The sequence below is a fragment of the Amycolatopsis sp. NPDC000009 genome (genome assembly GCF_055563465.1).
In genome coordinates this window covers 797,711-818,162 of record NZ_JBVHDI010000001.1, presented here as the reverse complement: position 1 = coordinate 818,162, position 20,452 = coordinate 797,711, and the positions used below count along the sequence as shown (strand labels likewise).

Annotated in this window: 18 protein-coding genes; 7 read left to right on the top strand and 11 right to left on the bottom strand. The window is 70.6% G+C overall.

All coding sequences use genetic code 11. From position 1 onward, the window contains the following. Positions 1 to 4: 4 nt before the first annotated feature. Positions 5 to 112 (bottom strand): keywimysin-related RiPP, encoded by a 108-nt coding sequence (locus ACZ3HL_RS04135; RefSeq protein WP_465412028.1) that lies wholly within the window; start codon positions 110 to 112, stop codon positions 5 to 7. Between the two features lie 232 nt (positions 113 to 344). Between ACZ3HL_RS04135 and ACZ3HL_RS04130 the strand changes: the two genes are divergently transcribed. Continuing rightward, complete coding sequence (locus tag ACZ3HL_RS04130; protein WP_465528674.1) at positions 345 to 1,442, top strand: alpha/beta hydrolase family protein; 1,098 nt, start codon at positions 345 to 347, stop codon at positions 1,440 to 1,442. On the opposite strand, the gene ACZ3HL_RS04125 is transcribed toward ACZ3HL_RS04130, so the two are convergent. Next, complete coding sequence (locus tag ACZ3HL_RS04125; RefSeq protein WP_465528672.1) at positions 1,394 to 1,999, bottom strand: TetR/AcrR family transcriptional regulator; 606 nt, start codon at positions 1,997 to 1,999, stop codon at positions 1,394 to 1,396. The genes ACZ3HL_RS04130 and ACZ3HL_RS04125 overlap by 49 nt on opposite strands. 64 nt (positions 2,000 to 2,063) lie before the next feature. Between ACZ3HL_RS04125 and ACZ3HL_RS04120 the strand changes: the two genes are divergently transcribed. Then, on the top strand, positions 2,064 to 2,489 hold the full coding sequence (locus tag ACZ3HL_RS04120; RefSeq protein WP_465528670.1) for an SgcJ/EcaC family oxidoreductase: 426 nt from the start codon (positions 2,064 to 2,066) through the stop codon (positions 2,487 to 2,489). A gap of 6 nt (positions 2,490 to 2,495) precedes the next feature. Here ACZ3HL_RS04120 and ACZ3HL_RS04115 read toward each other — a convergent pair whose 3' ends face one another. The 3 genes from ACZ3HL_RS04115 to ACZ3HL_RS04105 are packed head-to-tail and all read right to left on the bottom strand — an operon-like array spanning position 2,496 to position 7,267. Next, on the bottom strand, positions 2,496 to 5,189 hold the full coding sequence (locus ACZ3HL_RS04115) for a bifunctional acetate--CoA ligase family protein/GNAT family N-acetyltransferase (RefSeq protein WP_465528668.1): 2,694 nt from the start codon (positions 5,187 to 5,189) through the stop codon (positions 2,496 to 2,498). Position 5,190: 1 nt separating this feature from the next. Further along, positions 5,191 to 6,363 (bottom strand): acetoin utilization protein AcuC, encoded by a 1,173-nt coding sequence (locus ACZ3HL_RS04110; protein WP_465528666.1) that lies wholly within the window; start codon positions 6,361 to 6,363, stop codon positions 5,191 to 5,193. A gap of 55 nt (positions 6,364 to 6,418) precedes the next feature. Continuing rightward, complete coding sequence (locus ACZ3HL_RS04105; RefSeq protein ID WP_465528664.1) at positions 6,419 to 7,267, bottom strand: sulfurtransferase; 849 nt, start codon at positions 7,265 to 7,267, stop codon at positions 6,419 to 6,421. A gap of 108 nt (positions 7,268 to 7,375) precedes the next feature. Here ACZ3HL_RS04105 and ACZ3HL_RS04100 point away from each other — a divergent pair, with 108 nt between their 5' ends. The 3 genes from ACZ3HL_RS04100 to galE all read left to right on the top strand — a co-directional run bounded on the left by ACZ3HL_RS04100 (position 7,376) and on the right by galE (position 10,485). Further along, positions 7,376 to 8,095 carry a metal-dependent transcriptional regulator gene (locus ACZ3HL_RS04100; protein ID WP_465528662.1) on the top strand — a complete coding sequence of 240 codons (720 nt, stop codon included), beginning with the start codon at positions 7,376 to 7,378 and terminating at the stop codon, positions 8,093 to 8,095. Then, a complete protein-coding gene (gene galK / locus ACZ3HL_RS04095) occupies positions 8,092 to 9,273 on the top strand; it encodes a galactokinase (RefSeq protein WP_465528660.1) in 1,182 nt (393 codons plus the stop codon). The genes ACZ3HL_RS04100 and galK overlap by 4 nt, the downstream gene beginning before the upstream one ends. A 258-nt stretch (positions 9,274 to 9,531) precedes the next feature. Beyond that, positions 9,532 to 10,485 (top strand): UDP-glucose 4-epimerase GalE, encoded by a 954-nt coding sequence (galE, locus tag ACZ3HL_RS04090; protein WP_465412496.1) that lies wholly within the window; start codon positions 9,532 to 9,534, stop codon positions 10,483 to 10,485. Here galE and ACZ3HL_RS04085 read toward each other — a convergent pair. The 3 genes from ACZ3HL_RS04085 to ACZ3HL_RS04075 form a co-directional block, all read right to left on the bottom strand. Next, positions 10,460 to 11,524, bottom strand: coding sequence for a DUF4192 domain-containing protein (locus ACZ3HL_RS04085; protein WP_465528658.1), 1,065 nt, complete (start codon positions 11,522 to 11,524; stop codon positions 10,460 to 10,462). The two genes, galE and ACZ3HL_RS04085, sit on opposite strands and share 26 nt — an antisense overlap. A gap of 149 nt (positions 11,525 to 11,673) precedes the next feature. Continuing rightward, complete coding sequence (locus ACZ3HL_RS04080) at positions 11,674 to 12,528, bottom strand: M23 family metallopeptidase (RefSeq protein ID WP_465528656.1); 855 nt, start codon at positions 12,526 to 12,528, stop codon at positions 11,674 to 11,676. 414 nt (positions 12,529 to 12,942) lie between these two features. Further along, positions 12,943 to 14,754: a Xaa-Pro dipeptidyl-peptidase gene (locus tag ACZ3HL_RS04075; RefSeq protein WP_465528654.1), complete on the bottom strand. Its 1,812-nt coding sequence runs from the start codon at positions 14,752 to 14,754 to the stop codon at positions 12,943 to 12,945. A gap of 82 nt (positions 14,755 to 14,836) precedes the next feature. Here ACZ3HL_RS04075 and ACZ3HL_RS04070 point away from each other — a divergent pair, with 82 nt between their 5' ends. Further along, entirely contained in the window at positions 14,837 to 16,402 is a 1,566-nt protein-coding gene (locus ACZ3HL_RS04070) for a DUF4139 domain-containing protein (protein WP_465528652.1), read from the top strand. Between the two features lie 60 nt (positions 16,403 to 16,462). Here the strand turns inward: ACZ3HL_RS04070 and ACZ3HL_RS04065 are convergent, their stop codons facing one another. From ACZ3HL_RS04065 to ACZ3HL_RS04055, 3 genes are read right to left on the bottom strand one after another with little or no spacing between them, the layout of a single operon-like run. After that, positions 16,463 to 16,894, bottom strand: a complete 432-nt coding sequence (locus ACZ3HL_RS04065) for a CBS domain-containing protein (RefSeq protein WP_465412015.1) — start codon at positions 16,892 to 16,894, stop codon at positions 16,463 to 16,465. A 47-nt stretch (positions 16,895 to 16,941) separates the two neighbouring features. Further along, complete coding sequence (locus ACZ3HL_RS04060; RefSeq protein WP_465528650.1) at positions 16,942 to 17,424, bottom strand: hypothetical protein; 483 nt, start codon at positions 17,422 to 17,424, stop codon at positions 16,942 to 16,944. Continuing rightward, complete coding sequence (locus tag ACZ3HL_RS04055; protein ID WP_465528648.1) at positions 17,421 to 18,353, bottom strand: neutral zinc metallopeptidase; 933 nt, start codon at positions 18,351 to 18,353, stop codon at positions 17,421 to 17,423. The genes ACZ3HL_RS04060 and ACZ3HL_RS04055 overlap by 4 nt, the downstream gene beginning before the upstream one ends. An 85-nt stretch (positions 18,354 to 18,438) precedes the next feature. On the opposite strand from ACZ3HL_RS04055, the gene ACZ3HL_RS04050 reads away from it, so the two are divergent. Further along, a complete protein-coding gene (locus ACZ3HL_RS04050; RefSeq protein ID WP_465412012.1) occupies positions 18,439 to 20,445 on the top strand; it encodes a prolyl oligopeptidase family serine peptidase in 2,007 nt (668 codons plus the stop codon). Positions 20,446 to 20,452: the final 7 nt, after the last annotated feature.

The window sequence follows — 20,452 nt, the reverse complement described above, 5'->3', positions numbered from 1 at the left end:
GCGTTCAGTTCTTGCTGAAGATCAGCCGGTCGTTGCCGTTCCTGGCGAGCAGGCCGGTGACCTCTTCGAACTCGCCGGCCTCGATCAGCATGGGGGTCTCGTATTCCTTCATGGCACTCACCTCTCGTCGGATTTCCTTCGGTCCGGGCGTGCACGCGCCATCACCGAACGTAACAAGGGACTCGCCGGTTCCCCAGCGGACGAAGCTTCCGGAACCGGCAATTGCCACAAGCGGCACTCGAGCTGCGAAGCCGGCGCGGCGACCCGCGCGGGTCACATCCCGGGGTCGGCACCGGTGATCTTCCCGATGCCCCGGTACCGGCCTGCTGCCTACGTTCGGTGCCATGAAACGAACAACGCGCCGGATCGGCGTACTTACGATCGCTCTCGCCCTGCCCGCCGTTCTCCTCGCGCCGTCCGCGTCGGCGGCGCCCGTCCGCTTGAGCCTGCCCGCGCCGACAGGTCCGTACGCCGTCGGCAGCACCGACCTCCATCTCGTCGACCACTCCCGCCAGGACCCGTGGGTTCCCGGTGCGACAAGGGAATTGATGGTCACCGTGCGGTACCCGGCTTTGCCGAGCAGGAAGCCGAAAGCGCCGTACATGGCGCCAGGTGTCGCGAAGGTGGTGGCCGAGGGCGACGCCGTCAAGCTGGGTATGGCGGCGGATCAGCTCGACTACCGCTTCCCCACCCATTCCCGGGCCGGCGCGCCCGCGATCGGCGGCAAACGGCCCGTCGTGCTGTATTCGCCCGGCGGCACCTTGTCACGTTCGCACGGCACCACACACCAGGAACAGCTCGCGAGCGAGGGCTATGTCGTGGTGGCCATCGACCACACCTACGAAGCGGAGGCGGTGGAGTTCCCCGGCGGCCGTGTCGCGAAGAAAGCCTTGCCGCCGTCGAGTATCGAGGTGTCGAAACGCGTGATCGACACGCGCGTCCGGGACACGCGCTTCGTGCTCGACTCGCTCGGACTGACCCAGGCCGGCATGTTCGGCCATTCCGCCGGCGGGTTCACGGCGGGCGAGACGATGGTGAGCGACCGGCGCGTCGTCGCCGGAGCGAACCTCGACGGCAGCATGGCCTACTCGCAGTCACAGCGGATATTCGGCCGCGTCGCCGACGAAGGGCTGGATCGGCCGTTCCTGCTGATGAGCGCCGGTGACCACAGCGCGGCGTCGGACGCGTCCTGGCAGGAGTTCCTCCGCAACCAGCGCGGCTGGACCCGCGAGCTGCGCCTGCCGGACGGCGAGCACTTCAGCTTCACCGACTACCAGACCCTGTTGCCGCAGCTGGGCAACGCTCCCGCCGCGTTCGTCGGAACGATCGACCCGGTACGCAGCGTCGCCGAACAGCGGACCCGGCTGTCGGAGTTCTTCGGCAAGACACTGCGTCACCGCAGCAGCGACGTGACCAAGGTGTTCTTGAGCCAGGCTTCGTAGTCGTCATGACTCCACCCGGCCTCGGTGACGAGGCTGGTGTGGACGTCGGCGCTCATCAGGGCCACGGCGATGTCCGCGGCCCTGGGCACCACCGCGCGCCCGCTCGCGCGGACGCGGCCGACGACCATCTCGACGCCGAGCCGGTTACGCCGGGCGCCTTCCGCCTGGGTCGCGGCGATGTCCGGATCGACGGCGGCACCTGAGCTCAGCATCGCGACGATGTCGCCGCAGCGTTCCCAGACCTGGCGGGCGACCGTGGCCAGCAGGCCGAGCAGCGCGACCGGGTCTTCGGTCCGCTGCGCCTCGGCGACGACGTCGGGGATCCCGGCCTCGTCGTCGAGGAGGTCGACGAGGCCGCCGAGGACCCCGGCCTTCGAACCGAAGTGGGCGTAGATGGTCTGCGGGGACACCCCCGCTTCCTGGGCGATGAGGCGGATCGGTGTCCGCGCGTACCCGCGCTCGGCGAAGAGGCCGCGGGCCGCCGTCAGGATCGTGCGCAGCGTCAGCGCCTCACGCCGGTCGCGCAACCGGACGATGCCGGGAAGGTCCGCGGACATGTATGCTCCTCAAAAGTTGGAACGTTGTTCTAACTAATGGATCGATGTTCTAGAAAGGATAGCGATGACCACCGAGGGGATCATCTCCGCGCTGGAACGCGCCTGGAACACGGGCGACGGCGAGGCGTGGGCGGCGAACTTCGCCGAGGACGCGGATTTCGTCGACGTCGTCGGCCGCATCCAGCGCGGCCGCGCGACGATCGCACGCGAGAGCCAGAACATCTTCGACACCATCTACCGGGGCAGCACGCTGCGGATCCGCCAGGTGTCGAGCCGTCCGCTCGGCGGCGGGTTCGATCTCGTGCACACCGCCACCACGCTGACCATCCCCGCCGGTCCCCTGGCCGGGGAAGCTCGGGCGGTGCAGACGAAACTCGTCCACGACGGGCTGATCGTCGCGTTCCACAACACGATCCGGGGCGACATCGCGGAGTTCACCGGCCACGACGCGGACCTCGCGGCCCGCTCGCCCCAGGAATGGGATTCCTGACGGGGTTCAGGCAGGGGCGTTGATCGGCCTCAGCCGTCGCGGCCCCGTGTCGGGCCGGGACGGCGGCGGGCCCAGCACGATCCGCGCGTTGGCCACGAAGGCGCCGTCCGGCGAGGCCAGGATCGGGTCGAGCGTCATCGAGCGCACCTCGGGGTTGTCCTCGGCGAGCGCCGCGACGCGCAGCACGATGTCCTGGAGCGCGGCCAGATCCGCCGGTTCGTCGCCGCGGTATCCGGTCAGCAGCGGCGAAGTCCGCGGTTCGCGCAGCAGCGTGGCTGCGTCGACGTCGGTGAGCGGGACCGCGCGGTAGGCCCTGTCCCCCAGCAGCGTGCTGACCAGCCCGGAGAGACCGAACGACACGAGCGTGCCGAACGACGGATCGTCCTGCAGCCCGACCACGCACGAGATTCCCTTGGGCGCCATCCGCTGGACGTAGACCTCGTCGTCATGGGAGATCTCGCGCAGATCGGCGTACGCCCGGCGCACTCCGTCCACAGAGGTCAGATCGAGCCGCACGCCCGCGAGATCCGGCCTGCCGCGCAACCGTTCGTCGACGGCCTTGAGAGTGACCGGGAAGCCCAGGTCCTCGGCCGCCTTCACCGCCTCGTCCGCGGACGTCACGACCCGGAACGGGACGACGTCGATGCCGTAGCAGCCGAGGAGCCGGACCACGTCGTCGTCGGAGAGCAGCGTCGTCTTGCCGTCCTCGCCCGCCAGCAGTTCGGCGACGATCACCTGCGCCTGCTCGGCGTGCAGGCCGGCGGGGCGCACCAGGTTCCCCTGCGGCCGCTGCCGCCAGGCGGCGTAGCGCACGACCCGCGCGAGCGCGTTCACCGCGCGTTCGGGGCTGGGGTACGACGGGACCGAACCCCGTGTCGGCACGCCGTCCTCGGACAGCACGGCCAGCTCGTCCGGCACCCCCTCGACGGCGAGGAAGGTCGACACGATCGGCTTGTTCTTGTCCATCTCGACGACGGCCTCCCGCAGCGCGCGGGCGTACGCGGTGCCAGGGATCGCGAGCGGCGGCACGAAGACCACGACGAGCGCGTCGGTCTCCGGTGAGTTGAGCGCCTCGCGCACGGCCGCGGCGAATTCCTCCGGGCTCGCCTGCGGCCCGACGTCGACCGGGTCCGAGGTCAGCCGGAGGCCGTGCGCCCGCGCGGTGTCCGCGGCGAGCAGCCCGATGGCGCTGGAATTGCCCACGATGGCGATCCGGGGCCCGGCGGGCAGCGGCTGGTGGGCGAAGACCAGCGCGGTGTCGAAGAGCTGCGCGAGTGTGTCGACGCGGACGACGCCCGCCTGCTCGAACAGGGCCTGGACGCTGGACTCGTCGACCTCCGCCGACGTCGCGGCGAGCTGCGGGCGGACCGCGTGCCTGCCGGATTTCACCGCGACCACCGGTTTCGTCCGCGCCAGCCGCCGCGCGAGCCGCGCGAACTTGCGCGGGTTGCCGAACGATTCCAGGTAGAGCAGGACGAGGTCGGTCGCCGGATCGGTCTCCCAGTACTGGAGCAGGTCGTTGCCGGAGACGTCGGCCCGGTTACCCGCCGAGACGAACGTCGACAGCCCGAGGCCGCGCGCTTCGGCGTCGGCGAGGATCGCGGTGCCCAGCGCGCCGGACTGGCAGAAGAACCCGGTGCGGCCGCGCGCGGGCAGACGGGGCGCGAGGGTGGCGTTGAGGCGGACCGAGGCGTCGGTGTTGAGCACGCCCAGCGCGTTCGGGCCGACGACCCGCATCCCGTGCGCCCTGGCCTCCCCGACCAGCCTCAGCTCGGCGTGCAGCCCGTGCGGGCCGGCTTCGGCGAACCCGCCCGAGACGATCAGGAGGGTCTTGACCCCCTTGGCCAGCGCACCGTCCAAAACGGACTCGACGGCCTCGGCGGGCACGGCGACCAGCGCGAGGTCGACGTCCTCGGGGATGTCCACGACGGACGGATAGGCACGGACGCCGCGGACGGATTTGTGCTCGGGGTTGACCGGGTAGACGGTGCCGGCGAAATCGGCGCTGAGGAGGTTCGTGAGGGCGACGTAGCCGATCTTCGTCGGATCGGTGGACGCGCCGATCACCGCGACCGACTTCGGGTGCAGCAGATTGTGCACGCTGCGCGCCTCGGCGGCCTGTTCCCTGGACCGGGCGACCGCGAGCGACTCCTCGGTCGGGTCGATGTCGAACTCCAGGTGCAGCACACCTTCCTCGATTTCGCGGCTGACCTGGTAGCCCGCGTCGCGGAACACGCGGACCATCGCCGCGTTCTCGGCGAGTACTTCGGCGACGAAGCGGCGAAGCCCGCATTCCGAGGCGGCCGCGGCCAGATGTTCCAGCAGGATCGACCCGAGTCCGCGTCCCTGGTGGGCGTCGTCGACGACGAACGCGACCTCGGCCGACGGCCCGTGTTCGAGCCGTTCGTACCGGCCGACGGCGACGATGTCGTCGCCCAGCAGCGCGACGAAGGCGACCCTGTCGTGGTGGTCGACGACGGAGAACCGTTCGAGGTCGCGCTGCGGGATCCGCGGATAGGCGCCGAAGTACCGGAAGTACCGGGTGCGTTCGGACAGCCTTCCGTGGAAGGCGACGAGCCCGTCGGCGTCGCTCGGGATCACCGGGCGCAGGTGCACCGTGCCGCCGTCGGAGAGCAGGACGTCGGCCTCCCACTCGCGCGGGAAGTCGTACGGGTCGCGTTTGGTGTCCTCACTGGCCATGTCAGTCCCTCGGATCGTCCGGATCGAGGCCGTGCAGCGGGAAGATCGCGCGGCGGGTGTCACGGATGGCGATGTCGACCGGGTCGTCCGCTCCGTCTCCCCAGGGGACGAACGCGGTCTCGCGGCCGTCGGACATGCCGGCCGGAAGCTCGGCTCCCGGCGCCGCCCTGGAGATCGACGCGACCCAGTCCGGCGGCAGCGCCGTCGCCGGGTCGACGTCGCGGCCGAGCACGGTGGCGAGCAGATGGGTCCAGGAGCGCGGCACCACCCGGATCAGCTGGTAGCCACCGCCGCCCACGGCGAGCCAGCGGCCACCGGCGTGGGCTTCGGAAAGTTCGCGCAGCCGCCGGTAGATGGCGCGATGGCCGTCCACCGACAGCGACAGGTCCGCCAGCGGATCTTCCTCGTGCGAGTCGACACCGCACTGGGTGACGAGGATCTGCGGCCGGAACTGTTCCAGCAGCGACGGCACCACCGCCTCGAACGCCCGCAGCCAGCCTCCGTCCCGGGTGCCGGGCGGCAGCGGGAGGTTGACCGCGGTGCCCTCGGCCCCGCCCTTGCCGATCTCCGCGGAGTAGCCCGTTCCCGGCCACAACGTGAAGGGGTGCTGGTGCAGGGAAACGGTCAGCACGCGCGGATCGTCGTAGAACGCCGTCTGCACGCCGTCACCGTGGTGCACGTCGGTGTCGACGTAGGCGACACGGTCGAAACCGTGGTCGAGCAGCCACGAGATCGCCACCGAGCAGTCGTTGTAGACGCAGAAACCCGACGCCTTGCCCGGCATCGCGTGGTGCAGCCCGCCGGCGATGTTCACCGCCCTGGTCGCCTCGCCCTCGGCGATCTTCCGCGCGGCCAGCAGCGTCGAGCCGACTACCAGCGCCGAAGCCTCATGCATCCCGGTGAACACCGGGTTGTCCTCGGTGCCGAGCCCGTGCGCGAAGTCGGCGCCGGTCATCGGCGACTGCCGCACGGCCTCGATGTACTCGGCGAGGTGCACGCGGCGCAGCTCGTCTTCGCCTGCCGGGCCGGGGACGAGCAGCTCGACCCCGTCGAGCACGCCGAGCTCGGTGGCGAGCCGGATGGTCAGTTCGAGCCGCACCGGATTGAACGGATGCTCGCCGCCGAGGTCGTAGCCCAGCAGCGAGGAGTCCCATACGACGGCCGGTGCTCGCATGGTCCGAACTCTAGTGCCCGGACGCGGCTCGTGCGTCGTTCCGGACGACCGCGGGTCAGCCGGGCAGATCGCCGGTGGTCACCGGCCGCTCCGGATCGCGCGACCAGTGCGACCACGAACCCGCGTACAACGCCGCGGGCTCGGAGTGACCGGCCACTTCGAGCGCGAGCACGACGGACGAGGCGGTGACGCCCGATCCACAGTAGACACCGACCGGGGTCTCCGGGGCCACGCCGAGACCTTCGAACCGCTCGGCCAGTTCCGAAGCGTCGCGCCAGCGCCCGTCCTCCCCGACATGCCCGGAGAAGGGCGCGTTGACCGCGCCCGGGATGTGCCCGGCGCGCGGGTCGATCGGCTCGGTCTCCCCCGCGTACCTCGGCCTCGCCCGCGCGTCGAGGAGCAAGCCGTCCCTGGCGAGCGTGGCCGCCTCGGCCGCGTCCAGCACCGGCATGCCGCCGGGCTTCACGACGATGTCCCCCTCCTCGGGCGCAGGGACCTCGGCGGTGACGGGGCGCTCCTCCTCGGTCCAGGCCGCGAACCCGCCGTCCAGCACGGCGACCTCGGTGTGCCCGGCCCAGCGCAGCAGCCACCACGCCCTGGCCGCGACCGAACCGTCGGCGTCGTCGTAGACCACGACCGGGTGACCGGCGCGGACCCCGGCCGCCCGCAGATGCCGCTGCAACGTCTCCGGTTCGGGAAGCGGATGACGGCCGCCGTCACCCGGTTCCCCGGCGAGCGCCGTGCCGAGGTCGACGTACACCGCGCCGGGGAGATGCGCCTCACGGTAGGAATCGGCGCCGGGCGGGCCGGCGAGCCGCCAGCGGACGTCGAGCACTACGGAGCGTGCCGATTCCGGCCCGGAAAGCCGCGCGGCGAGTTCGCTGGTGGTGATCATGGGGCCCATGGGCCCATCTTCCCGTGCCTCACGGCTCCCTGCCCAGCTTGGGGGACTTTTCCCGGCTCGGCGCTTGTTCTCCCCACGCCTGCGTCGCTGTCGGTGCCAGCGACTACGATGAGCAACGCGGACGAAGGGGACAGCGTGAACGATCTCATCGACACCACAGAGATGTACTTGCGTACCATCTACGAGCTCGAAGAAGAAGGTGTCGTCCCGCTGCGGGCCCGGATCGCGGAGCGGCTGCAGCAGAGCGGCCCGACCGTGAGCCAGACCGTCGCCAGGATGGAGCGCGACGGACTGGTCGTGGTCGCGGACGACAGGCATCTGCAGCTGACCGAGCACGGTCGCGAACTCGCCATCGCGGTCATGCGCAAGCACCGGCTGGCCGAGCGCCTCCTGGTCGACGTCATCGGCCTGGAGTGGGAGCACGTCCACAACGAGGCCTGCCGCTGGGAACACGTGATGAGCGAGGCCGTCGAGCGCAAGCTGGTCAAACTGCTCGACCACCCCACCACGTCGCCCTACGGCAACCCGATCCCGGGGCTCGACAAGCTCGGTGACGGCGATCCCGCTCCGCCTGCCGAAGCCGACCTCGTGCGGCTCGACGAGTTCGCCCGCATGGGCGGCGGCGAGGTCGAGATCCGCCGCATCGCCGAGCACGTGCAGCTGGACGAGACGCTGATGACGGAGCTCAAGTCGGTCGGCATCGTGCCCGGCAGCCGGGTCAAGGTCGGCAAGGCGGCGCCCGGCGGCACCATCGAGGTCACCGGCGGGAGCAACAGCGCGCAGGTGCCCGTGTCGGCGCTGCACGCCGTGCTTGCGCAGGCCAGGTGAGCGCCGCGTCCGACGCCGCGGAGACCTTCCAGGCCCTCCACGGCCGGGCTCCGGCCGGGGTCTGGTCCGCGCCGGGCCGGGTGAACCTGATCGGTGAGCACACCGACTACAACGACGGTTTCGTGCTGCCCTTCGCCCTCCCGCACCGGCTCGCCGCCGCGGCGACGCCGCGCGAGGACGGTGTGCTGACCGTGGCCACCCTCGGCTCGGACGGCAGGGTCCAGGAATCCGGCCCGCTCACGGTCGCCGACCTGCGGCCCGGCTCGGTCGAGGGGTGGGCCGCGTACCCGGCGGGGGTCGCGTGGGTCCTGCGTGACCAGGGCCTCGGTGGCGGCGCGGACGTCTCGATCGCGGGGAACGTGCCGTCGGGGGCGGGCTTGTCCTCCTCCCACGCGCTCGAATGCGCCGTCGCGCTCGCCCTGCTGGGGCTGGCGGGCATCACTCCGGGCACCGGCGGGGGTTCGCCGAGCCTGCACGAGGTGGCGCGCTGGGTGCAGCGTTCGGAGAACGACTTCGTCGGGGCGCCGACCGGTCTGCTCGACCAGACCGCTTCGCTGTGCTGCACGGAGTCGAACGTGCTGTTCCTCGACGTCCGCTCCGGCGAGATGGAACAGGTGCCGTTCCCGCTGGAGGAATCCGGCGTCCGGATCCTGATCATGGACACCCGCACGAAGCATTCGCACGCCGAGGGCGGCTACGGCGAACGTCGCCGCGGCTGTGAGCGCGCCGCGGAACTGCTCGAGGTGAAGGCGCTGAGGGACATCGACGTCGACGGGCTGGCCGCCGCGCTCGGCAGGCTGCCGGACGAACTCGTGCCCCTGGTACGCCACGTGGTGACGGAGAACCAGCGCGTCCTCGACACCGTGGACCTGCTGCGGGCGGGCCGCATCACCGAAATCGGCCCTCATCTGGACGCCTCGCACGCGAGCATGCGCGACGACTACCGGATCTCCACCCGTGAACTCGACCTCGCCGTCGATTCGGCCCGCGAAGCCGGGGCACTCGGCGCGCGGATGACCGGCGGCGGCTTCGGAGGTTCGGCGATCGCGCTGGTCCGCGAGTCCGATGTGGACGCCGTCGGGCGAGCGGTGAAGGCCGCGTACGAAGCGGCGGATCTGCGCCACCCCAGGCTGTTCACCGCCGTGCCGTCGCGCGGCGCGGGCAGCGACGAGCTCTAGCGAGGAATCGTCTCCGTGATGCCGAGGCGTGCCGTGAAGGCCGCTTTGGCGTGATTCGCGTGTCCGGACACGGGACACGCGTGCTTGAAGACGGAACTCGCGTGTTTTGAGGCGGAACACGCCGAGGCCGGATTCCCTGGGCCACACCCGTACCCCGGGGCGCGGCCGGTGCCCGGGGGCGAGGACACTGGGCCGCGACCGCATCCGCAGCAGAAAGGCGCGAACGTGACCGACGAACCGACCAAGACCCTGAAGCTGATGGTGACGGGCGGCGCCGGTTATGTGGGCAGCGTCTGCGCGGCCCGCCTCGTCGAGGCCGGACACGACGTCACCGTGGTCGACGACCTCTCCACCGGGCACGCCGACGCGGTGCACCCGGACGCCACCTTCGTCGAAGGCGACGCGGCCGAGGTCGCCGGGCGGCTGCTCGGCGACGGCTTCGACGGTGTGCTCCACTTCGCCGCCAAGTCGCTGGTCGGCGAGTCGATGACGGATCCGGCGAAGTACTGGGAAGGCAACGTCCTGACCTCGCTCCGCCTGCTCGAAGCGATGCGCGACCACGGCACGAAGCGGCTGGTGTTCTCCTCCACCGCGGCCACCTACGGCGAGCCCGAGTCCTCCCCCATCCCGGAGACGGCGCCGACCCAGCCGACCAACACCTACGGTGCGACGAAGCTGGCCATCGACCACGCGATCACCTCGTTCTCGCGTGCCCACGGCATCGCCGCCGTCAGCCTGCGCTACTTCAACGTCGCCGGCGCCTACGGCTCCATCGGCGAGCGGCACACCACCGAAACCCACCTGATCCCCCTCGTGCTCCAGGTCGCCACCGGGGATCGCGAGCGGATCCAGATCTTCGGTGACGACTACCCGACCGCGGACGGCACCGCCATCCGCGACTACATCCACGTGGTCGACCTCGCCGACGCGCACCTGCTGGCGCTGCGCCACGCGGCCGACGGCGAACACCGCATCTACAACCTCGGCAGCGGCACCGGTTTCTCGGTGCTCGAGGTGATCGAGGCGTGCCGCCGCACCACCGGCCACGAGATCCCCGCCGCGGTCGCTCCGCGCCGGGCGGGCGACCCGTCGGTGCTGGTGGCCTCCAGCGAGCGGGCCGGAAACGAACTCGGCTGGAAGCCCGAGCGCACCGACCTCGACGGCATCGTCGCCGACGCCTGGGCGTTCACCCGCTCCCGTCAGAACGCCTGAGGCGGATCTCGGGCGTTCCTCCGGCTCGCTGCCGCAGAACCTCTCCGGACAGCTCGGACGGCGCCACCATCGCGTGCAGGGCCATGGTCAGCAGCTTCGCCAGCCCGTGGTCGGGGTCGGCTTCGGCGGCCCTGGCCAAGGCGATCCCGGCGGCCGCCAGGTCACCCCGGACGTAGGCGGCGTGCGCCTTCAGGGCGAGCGCCTCGGCCCTTTCGGGTGCCGGGAGTTCCCGGGCCAAGGTGAGCCAGAGGTCCTCCGCGGTGCGGGCGAGCGGCGAGTCCGCCGGCGCGGCGGTGAGCACACAGGCGTCCCGGACCTCGACCAGGGAAAGCGCCCAGGCCAGCCGGACGGCCTGGTCGTCGGTGATCACCGGGTCACCGCCGTCCGCCCGGGTGAGTGCGGCGTTCACCTCGGCGACTCCCGCCTGGACGGGATCTCGGCCTCGCCACGGCGGGTCGGCCATCCTGGTGAGGAGTTCGGCACGTCTGGCGAGCGTCTCCGGCGCGACGGGGTCGAAGAGACGCTCGAGCTCGTCCCTGCTCGCATGGGTGATCTGCCCGGCACCGGTGACGACCGCGGCGGCCACCGAGTCGCGCGGGTCCGGCAGGAGACCACCACAGGTCTTTTCCCGGTAGCAGCCCCAGCGCACGTCGGCGGCGATCCGGGGCGCCCACACCGAATGCTTCAGCGAGATCTCGTACTCGGCCAGGGAAGCTTCCAGGCGCCGGACGAACCGGCGGCGTGGTGGCCGCCCCGCCTTGTTCGCGGTGCCGCCGCCGACCACCGCGACGGTGGCACCGGTGTGGCCGGTCACGGCGAGCCTGACCGCGAGTTCACGCGCCTGGTCGTGTTCCAGGCCAGGCGGCGGCAGGTCCGCACGCATGACGAGGCCGTGCTGCATGCGTCCCGGGCCGCGCAGGCCAAGGACGACTACGGAGTCCTCGGGGTGGAAGCCGAGGAGGTACGGGATCGCGGCGAGCAGGTCCGCCGGATCCGTCAGATCGACCTTGGTCCTGCCGGTCGGTGTGGATGTGGTCATGCCCCCACCCTGCGGCGGGAATGGGGCCGCCGGGTGGGGGCACGACACATCTGTGGACAGCCGGGACCGTTGTGGACAACCACCGTGGGACCAGCGCGGGGACGCGGATCCTGTCGGTGGGGCGGTCTACAGTGCCCGGTCCCGCGGGATCAGTCGCAGTGTTCGAACGGGCTCTCATAGGTGTTCGAACCGACCGAGCCGCCCCACTTGACGCAGGTCGCGGCGGCCGTCTTCTTCACCGGCCCGGCGTAGTAGGAGAAGCTGCCGGAGTCGGTCACGCGAGCCGAACCCTGGACTTCCAGGAACGCCGAAACCGGCGAAGCGGTACCGAGCGAAACCGCCTTCAGCGTGGTGACGCAGTTGGCCTTGGTCGACCCGTTGTAGAGCAGGTACGCGGTGCCAGACCCGTTCGCGAGCGCCTGCGAGTCGACGACCGAGAACCCGCTGCCGCACACCTCGGTGGCCGAGTACGGGTTACCGCCGCACGAGTTCTTGCTGGTGAAGTTGGTGTGGCCGTAGTACGGCACCGCGACCCCGTGCAGCACCGCCTTCTGCGCGACCCCGTTGAGCCGCTGTTCGAAGTGCAGGTGGGGGCCGGTCACGCCGCCGGTCGCCCCGGCCGTGCCGATCTGCTTGCCGAGGCTGACGGCCTGGCCGACCGAGACCGACTGGGTCGACAAGTGCGCGTACCGGGTACGCCAGCCGCCGCCGTGGTCGATTTCGACCCAGCGCCCGTAGCTCGTGCTGCCCTCGTTGGCGACCCGGGTGACGGTGCCGCCCGCCGACGCCAGCACCGGCATCCCGGTGATCCCCGACTTCTGGAAGTCGACCGAGTTGGCCGGGCTGTGCCCGCTGAACGTCGCCGCCGTGACCGTGACGCCGCATTTGAACGGGACCTGGAAGTTCGGGGCGGCCGATGCCTGCGTCGTACCGGCGAGGGTCAAGCCGAGCGCGGGGATGACGGCGGCCGCGGCGAGCACTGCGAAACGGCGCAACCTGGACATGGAGACCTCCATCAGGTGGGGAAGCCGGACGGCCCGAAGCAAAGCCGGAGGAAATACATTTTCCGTACAAGCCCGAGGTCGGGTCGGGGTTTTCCGCCCGAAACGCCGGACGCCCGTCCCGCACCCCGAGCGCCTGTATCGCGTGCCGCGAAAGCCACTTCCGAGACATCAGGTGTCCCGAAAGTGGCTTTCGCGACGCCAGCGAGGCGGTCAGGTCCGCGGCTTGGTTACCTACTGGATTCTGGCTGGGGTCGGTGGCCGCGGAGTGACGTTGCGAAAGCCACTTCCGCAACGCTGGAGGTTGCGAAAGTGGCTTTCGCAACACGCCTCCGCCACGGCCGCGGTGTGACGTAGCGAAGGCCTCCTTCCCTACCCTCAGAGTAGGAAAGGAGGCCTTCACGGAAGCCGGCCCACTCAGCCGAAAGCGGCTCGCAGCGCGGGCTTGCCGCCCGCCACCGGCAGCACCAGCGAAGTGCGGTTCAGCTCGACCGAGACACCCGCACCCGGCTTCGGCCGGAGCGTGTAGTCGTGGTCGCTGGAGGCCACCAGGAACTCGATCTTGTGCCCGGCCGGGACCAGGTAGTCCTTCGCGACCAGTTCCACCTCGACCTTGTAGTTCTCACCGGGGGTGATCGGGTCGGTGCGGGCGGGGTCGCGCCGGTTCTGCGGGTCGGTCCAGCCGCGGGTGATCACCTTCGCCGTCCCGTCCGGGGCGCGGTCGAGGAGCACCGCGGTCACGTTCGCGGCCGGCTTGTCGAAGGACAGCGACAGGTCGGTCTTCACGGTTCCGGAAAGCCGCACGGGCTGCTTCGCCGCAGTGGTCGAGTACAGCAGCCGGTTGCCCGACGACGCCGCGGCCGCCAGCTGTTCGATGGTCTTGCTCGCGTCGTCCGCCAGCGTCTCGACGGCAGCCTTGCCCGGAACGGGGTTGCGCGTGTCGAGCTTGCCCTTCGAAGAGCCGCCGGGCCACGGGTAGAGCTTCACGTCCTGGGTGCCGGGCAGCGGCCACTCCGGCTCGTCCACCCACGACTTGTCCTCACGCTGGATGGTGGCCTTCGGCTCGCGCTCGATGCCGTTGTCCACGTCGTAGAGGTAGTGCGACATCCACTTGTTCAGCGTGGCGAGCCAGACGTCGCGGCGGAGGCTGTACGGGTCGGCGTGCCCCGCCTGGTGCAGCCAGATCTTGTGCTCGACGCCGCGCGCCTTGAGCATCTCGTACCAGCGGGTGCCCTGGTCGGTCTTGACGTTCCAGTCGCCGAAGCCGTGCACCACGAGCACCGAGGCCCGCACCTTGTTCACGTCGTTGCGGTAGTTCCGCGCGTCCCAAAAGGGGCTGTAGTCACCGGTCACGCGGTCCTGGTCGACCGCGATGCCGTCGATCAGCGGACGGCAGACGGCGCGATCCTGGCGCGTGTAGACGTAGTCCGCGAGCACGTCCGCGTCCTCGCCCTGGAAGCCGCCGGCCGCGACGACGGCGCCGTCGTTGCGGTAGTAGTCGTACCAGCTGGAGATCGCCGCGATCGGGACGATCGTCTCCAGCCCTTCGACGCCCGTGCCGGCCACCGCGTTGGGCAGCGTCCCGTTGTAGGAAACGCCCATCATGCCGGTCTTGCCGGTGCTCCAGTCCGCGACCGCGGCCTTGCCCGCCGTGTCCCGTGCCGTCGCGCGGCCGTTCAGCCAGTCCACAATGGACTTCGCGCCGATGGTCTCGTTGACGTCGCCGCTGCTCGGGCAGCCGGTGGACTGGCCGCTGCCGAGCGACTCCCCGTACACCACGGCGAAGCCGCGGGCGGTGAAGTAGTCCTGGTAGCGCCAGCTGATCGGCGCCGCGTTCGGGCCGACGGTCTTGGTCGCGATCCGCGGGCCGGCCGGGGGACGCTTCGCGCCGGGCACGTACAGCTCGACGTCGACGTTGTGGTTCGCGACGTCGTTGCCGCCCGCGTAGTACGGGCTGGCCTGGTAGACGACCGGGACCTTCATGCCCTGCTGCGTCGCGCGGGGCCGCACGACCTCCGCGTGCACGAGGTCGTCCTTGCCGTCACGGTCGCTGTCGACCGGCGCGGTGACCCAGACGTTCTCCCGGATGACGTCCGCCGGGTCGAACACCGGCTGGGCTTGGCCGTCTTTGAAGACCGGTGCCGGCGGCGCGTCGGCTTGAGCGGGCAACGCCGTCGCCGGCAGGACCAGGACGGCGGTGAACAGGGCAGCGAGCCTGGCGACTCTCACAGGACCCCCAATGGCGGGCGGGCAAGACCCAGCTGAGGTTTCCGGCCACCTGAACGAGTGTCAAGAGACTAACGTCGGAGGCATGCCGAGCACCCTCGAAGCACCGATCGTCGCCGTCACCGTCTACCCGCACCACGCCCGGATCACCAGGCGGGCTTCGGCTGCCCTCGACGGCGAAACGCGCTTCGCCTTCGCCGGCTTGCCGTGGAACCTCGACACCGATTCGGTCCGTGTCACCGGCTCCGGCCCGGCGGTCATCGCCGGGGTCGACGTCGCCGTCGAGCGCCATCCCGCCCCCGCGGATGCCTCCCTGCGCGCGCTGACCGAGCAGCGGCGCGCCGATCAGGCCGTGGTCGACGAGGTCGCGGACGCCGTCGCCGCGGAGTCCGCGAAGGTCGATCTGCTGACCGGGTTGGCGGCACGCAGCGGCAAGAGTTTCGCGAAGGCGCTCGCCGCGGGGACGGCCGAGCCGCCCCGGGTCGCCGAGGTCACCGACGCGCTCGGCACCCAGCTGGCCGAGGCGCTCGGTAAGCGCCGCGAACTCGGCATCCGCCTCGCCCGCCTCCGTGACGACCTCAAGGCGCTCGACCGCGAGATCGAGACCAAACAGGGAACGTCCGAAGTGGACAGTGCGACGGTCACGGTCGAGCTGGAATCCCAGGAGGACGGCGCGGAGATCGGCCTCGAACTGTCCTATGTGGTCGCGAACGCGAGCTGGGAGCCGGGTTACGACGTGCGCGTCCGCGGCGAGGACGTCTCACTGACCTGGTACGGGCGGATCACCCAGCACACCGGCGAGGACTGGGCGGAATGCGAACTGGCCCTCTCCACCGCGCGGCCGGCGAACACCGTGGAAGTGCCCGAGCTCGACCCCTGGTTCCTCGACCGTGTGCGGCCGGTCCAGCCGTTGATGGTGCGCGCGGCGTACGGCAGCGCGTCGCCCGCGGGCGGCGGGATCCCGGAGTCGGTGGGCATGCCGGCACCCGGTGGCCCGCCGATGGCCGAGCGGACGGCGTCCGTCGAACAGGGCACCACCGCGGTCACCTACCGGCCCGGCCGCCCGGTGGCGGTCCCCTCGGGGGCGCAGGGTCACCGCACGACGCTCGCGCAGCTGGAGCTGACCGCGAAACTGGGTCACGTCACCGCTCCGGTGGTGTCACCGGAGGCGTTCCTGCGGGCGACCGTGGTCAACACCTCGGAGCACACGCTGCGGCCGGGGAAGGCGTCGGTGTTCCACGAGACGGAGTTCGTCGGCACCACCCGGCTGGACGTCTGGGCACCGGGCGAGGAACTCGAACTCGCCCTCGGCGTGGACGACCGGATCCGGGTCGAGCGGGAACTGGTGCACCGCACGGCGAGCAAGGCGACGCTGTCCGGTGTCCGCAAGCGGGAAGCCGCCTACACCACGGAGATCGTCAACCACAGCCCGCGCGAAGCGGTCGTGACCGTACTGGACCAGGCGCCGGTCTCCCGGGACGACGCGATCACCGTCCGGGATGTGCGCACCACGCCGGAGCCGGTGGAGCGGACCGAGCTGGGCGAGTTCACCTGGCGGCTGACGCTCGCTCCGGGCGCGAAGGGCGTCGTGACGCTCGGGTACCGGGTGGACGTGGCGAAGGGCGTCGAGTTGTCGGGGTGGCGCGAGTAGCCCCAAGCGCCTCGTGAGTGGTAAGGACGGTTAGAACCGTCCTTACCACTCACGAGCGGATCAGCCCTGCGAGATGTACGCCTCCAGCTGTTCCTGGCTCTTCTCCAGTTGCTCCATCCGGGTCTTCACGACGTCGCCGATGCTCACGATCCCCGCGAGCCTGCCGTCCACCACGACCGGGACGTGCCGGATGCGGCGTTCGGTCATCAGGACCGACAGCTGATCGACCGAATCCTCGGGGGTGCAGCTCGCGACCATCTTCGTCATGATCGCGGACACCGATCCGTCGAGCAGCTGGGGTCCGCGCTCGTTGAGCCGGCGCACCACGTCCCGTTCGGAGACGATCCCGACGATCCCGCCCTCGTCGTCGACGACCACCAGGGCGCCGACGTTGTGCTCCGCCAGTCTTTCGAGCAGTTCGGTGACGTTCGTCTCCGGCGAGACGGTCGCGACGGCCGCCCCCTTGGTCCGCAACAGATCGGAAATCCGCATACGCGCTCCTCCCGGATGGGTGACCTGAGTCACTCCAGGTTATGGCTTCACCGCCCTGCGCGAAAGTCCGGAGAGTCCGGTTCGAGACCGAGCCTGGTCGCGAGCGCTTCGTACGCCTGGACGATCCCGGTGCCGTACGGGTCGTCGCCGAGCGCGCCGAGGGTGCCCCGCCCGAGCTCCCACTGGGCCTTCGCGGCCTCGTGATCACCGAGTTTGCGGTAGTCCTCGGCGAGGTTCAGGTGCAGCGACGGGTAGAACCCCCGCACGGCCAGGGTCGCGTGGTACTCCTTGGCGCGCTCGTCGGTGAGTGAATCGGCCGCCGCGAGGGCGCGCAGATCCCAGGCGAGTTCGTCGGCCGGGTCGTCGCACACGTCGGCCATGTAGTGCGCGAGCGCGCACCGGTGCAGCGGGTCGCCGTCCTCGCCGATCCGCTCCCACAGCGCCGCGAACTTCTCGCGCGCGCCGGCCCGGTCACCGGAGATGTGCAGCTGGAGACCGGTGTTGATCTCCGTCATCACCTCGTCGGTCATTTGACGTCCGAAGCCGTGGCCGCCCACGTGTTGCACGCCGACGTCGTCTTCCCGGAGTACCCGGCCTTCGCCCATTTCAGCTGGTTACGACGGCTGCCGTGGGTGTCGCTGTCGTCGGCGCGGCCGTAGTCGTCGAGGGCGGCGTTGGCCAGTGCCCTGCTGATCGACCCACGCCCCGCGGCGGCGGCGAGGGCGAGCGCGCCGAAGCAGTTCGCCTGCAGTTCGATGCGGCGGACCAGTTCCTTGTCGGCCGGGCTGTCCTCGTTCGGCGACGACATCTTCTCCGCGGCGGCCGACAGGATCCCGCTCGACCGCTGGACGTGATGCCCGTACTCGTGGGCCATCGTCGCGAGGTGGCGGGACCGTTCGAGGCCCGCGTCGCCCAGCATCCACTGGGTCGGCGCGTAGATCGTGGTGTCGCCGCCGCAGTAGTAGGCGACGGCCTCGTTCTCGCCCGGTGCCTTCCCGCAGGCGCTGGTCTCGGGCAGCGTCACCTGCACGGTCACCGTCAACGCGGGCTCGTTCGCCTGGTCCAGGGCGGGTTTCCAGGCTTCGGCGAGACACGACACGAACGTCTTGTAGTACGCCTCCAGCTTCGCGGGCTCGCGGCTGATCGCGGGCAGCCGGCAGGTGACCGCGCCGAGCGCGACCCCGTCCGCCAGCAGCGGGTTCGTCTCGAGTTCCCGCACCTCCTCGGGCGCGGGCTTCGCGTTCCCGGCAGGCGCCTTGGCTCCTTCCGAGGTGTACGCGCCGGGCACCGGGAGGGCCTGGCCGCCGATCGTCCGCGGTCCGCTCGCCATCGCCATCCCGGTGGCGGTCAACGCGGCGACGATGAGCAGACCGACCACGGCGTTTCCCGTGTTACGCGGGCTTTCCGGACGAGGCGGCGAAGGCGTGAACGGTCTGGGTACCTCGTCGGTGCCGGTCATGGTGTCCCCCAAACGTGCGAGCCCACAGCATACGGAATGCCACACCTGGTGGCGCCGGGATACAGCACCCGGCGAGACTGTGGGTATGAGCGACGAGGACCCGTACCTGTGGCTGGAAGACGTGACCGGCGAGAAGGCGCTGGACTGGGTGCGAGCCCGCAACGCGGAGGCGCTGGCGGAACTGGCGAGTGGCGAGCGGTTCGGCGGGATCCGTGACGAGGTCCGCGAGGTCCTCGACGCCGACGACCGCATCCCGTACGTCCGGCGCCGCGGCGAATACCTGTACAACTTCTGGCAGGACTCGGCCAACCCCCGCGGCCTGTGGCGCCGCACCACCCTGGAGCAGTACCGGCTCGACACGCCGGAGTGGGAACTCCTACTCGATGTCGACGCGCTGGCCGAAGCCGAAGGCGAGAACTGGGTGTGGCAGGGCGCGGCCGTCCTCCGCCCGGGTTATGACCGCGCGCTGGTCGAGCTGTCGAGGGGCGGCGCCGACGCGACCGTCGTCCGCGAGTTCGACCTCGGCGAGCGCCGGTTCGCCGAGGACGGGTTCTTCGTGCCCGAGGCCAAGACCAGGATCGGCTGGATCGACCGCGACCGCGTCTACGTCGGCACCGATTTCGGCCCGGGGACGCTGACCGATTCGGGCTATCCGAGGCTGGCGAAGGAATGGCGGCGCGGCACCCCGCTCGAAGAGGCGACGGTGGTCTTCGAGGGCAAGGCGGACGACGTCTCGGTGTCCGCCCACCACGACCCGACCGAAGGCTGGGAACGTGACTTCGTCTACCGGTCGATCGACTTCTACCGCACGGAACGATATGTCCGGACGCCCGCCGGGCTCGACCGCATCGAGGTCCCCGAAGACGCGCAGACGTCCTCGCACCGCGAGTGGCTGCTGATCCGGCTCCGCTCGGACTGGACCGTCGAAGGGACGACGTACCCCTCCGGTGCTCTGCTCGCCGCCGGGTTCGACGCGTTCCTGGCGGGCGAGCGCACTTTCACGACGCTGTTCACGCCGGACGCGCACACGTCCCTGGAGTACTGGGTGTGGACGCACGACCACCTGCTGCTCTCGACCCTGTCCGACGTCCGGACCGAATTGCGCGTGCTCACGCCGTCCGACGGCTGGGCCTCCCGGCCGCTCGCCGGCGCCCCGGAACTGGGCACCGCGCAGATCACCGGCACCGACCCCGACGTCAGCGACGAGTACCTGCTCGATTCCAGCGGCTACACCCAGCCGTCGACGTTGAGCTACGGACACGTCGGCGGTGACGTCGAGGTCCTCAAGCGCGCTCCCGCGTTCTTCGACAGCGACGGCATGACGGTCTCGCAGTACTTCGCGACGTCCGAAGACGGCACGAAGATCCCGTACTTCGTCGTACGGCCCTCCGGTGCCGAAGGCGGGCCGACACTGCTGACCGGCTACGGCGGCTTCGAGGTCTCACTGACCCCCGGGTACAGCGGCATCATCGGCCGTGGCTGGCTCTCGCGCGGCGGCACCTACGTCGTCGCGAACATCCGCGGCGGCGGCGAGTACGGACCGGACTGGCACACCTCGGTGACGAAAGCCAAGCGGTACAAGGTGTACGAGGATTTCTCGGCCGTCGCCGCCGACCTCGTCGAGCGCGGCATCAGCGAGCCCGCGCGCCTCGGCATCCAGGGCGGCAGCAACGGCGGGCTGCTGATGGGGGTCATGCTGACGCGCTATCCGCACCTGTTCGGCGCGATCGTGAGCCAGGTGCCGCTGCTGGACATGAAGCGGTATCACAAGCTCCTCGCGGGCGCGTCGTGGATGGCCGAGTACGGCGACCCCGACGACCCGGCGGAATGGGACTTCATCGGGAAGTACTCGCCGTACCAGAACGTCCGCGGTGACGGCGAGTACCCGCCGGTCCTGTTCGTCACGTCCACACGGGACGACCGCGTGCATCCCGCGCACGCCCGCAAGATGGTCGCGCGGATGCTGGCGCAGGGACACGACGTGCGGTACCACGAGAACATCGAGGGCGGCCACGGCGCGGCGGCCGACAACGAGCAGCTGGCGTTCAAATGGGCGCTGATGCTCGAATTCCTGTGGGAGAAGCTCGCCTGACCCGACG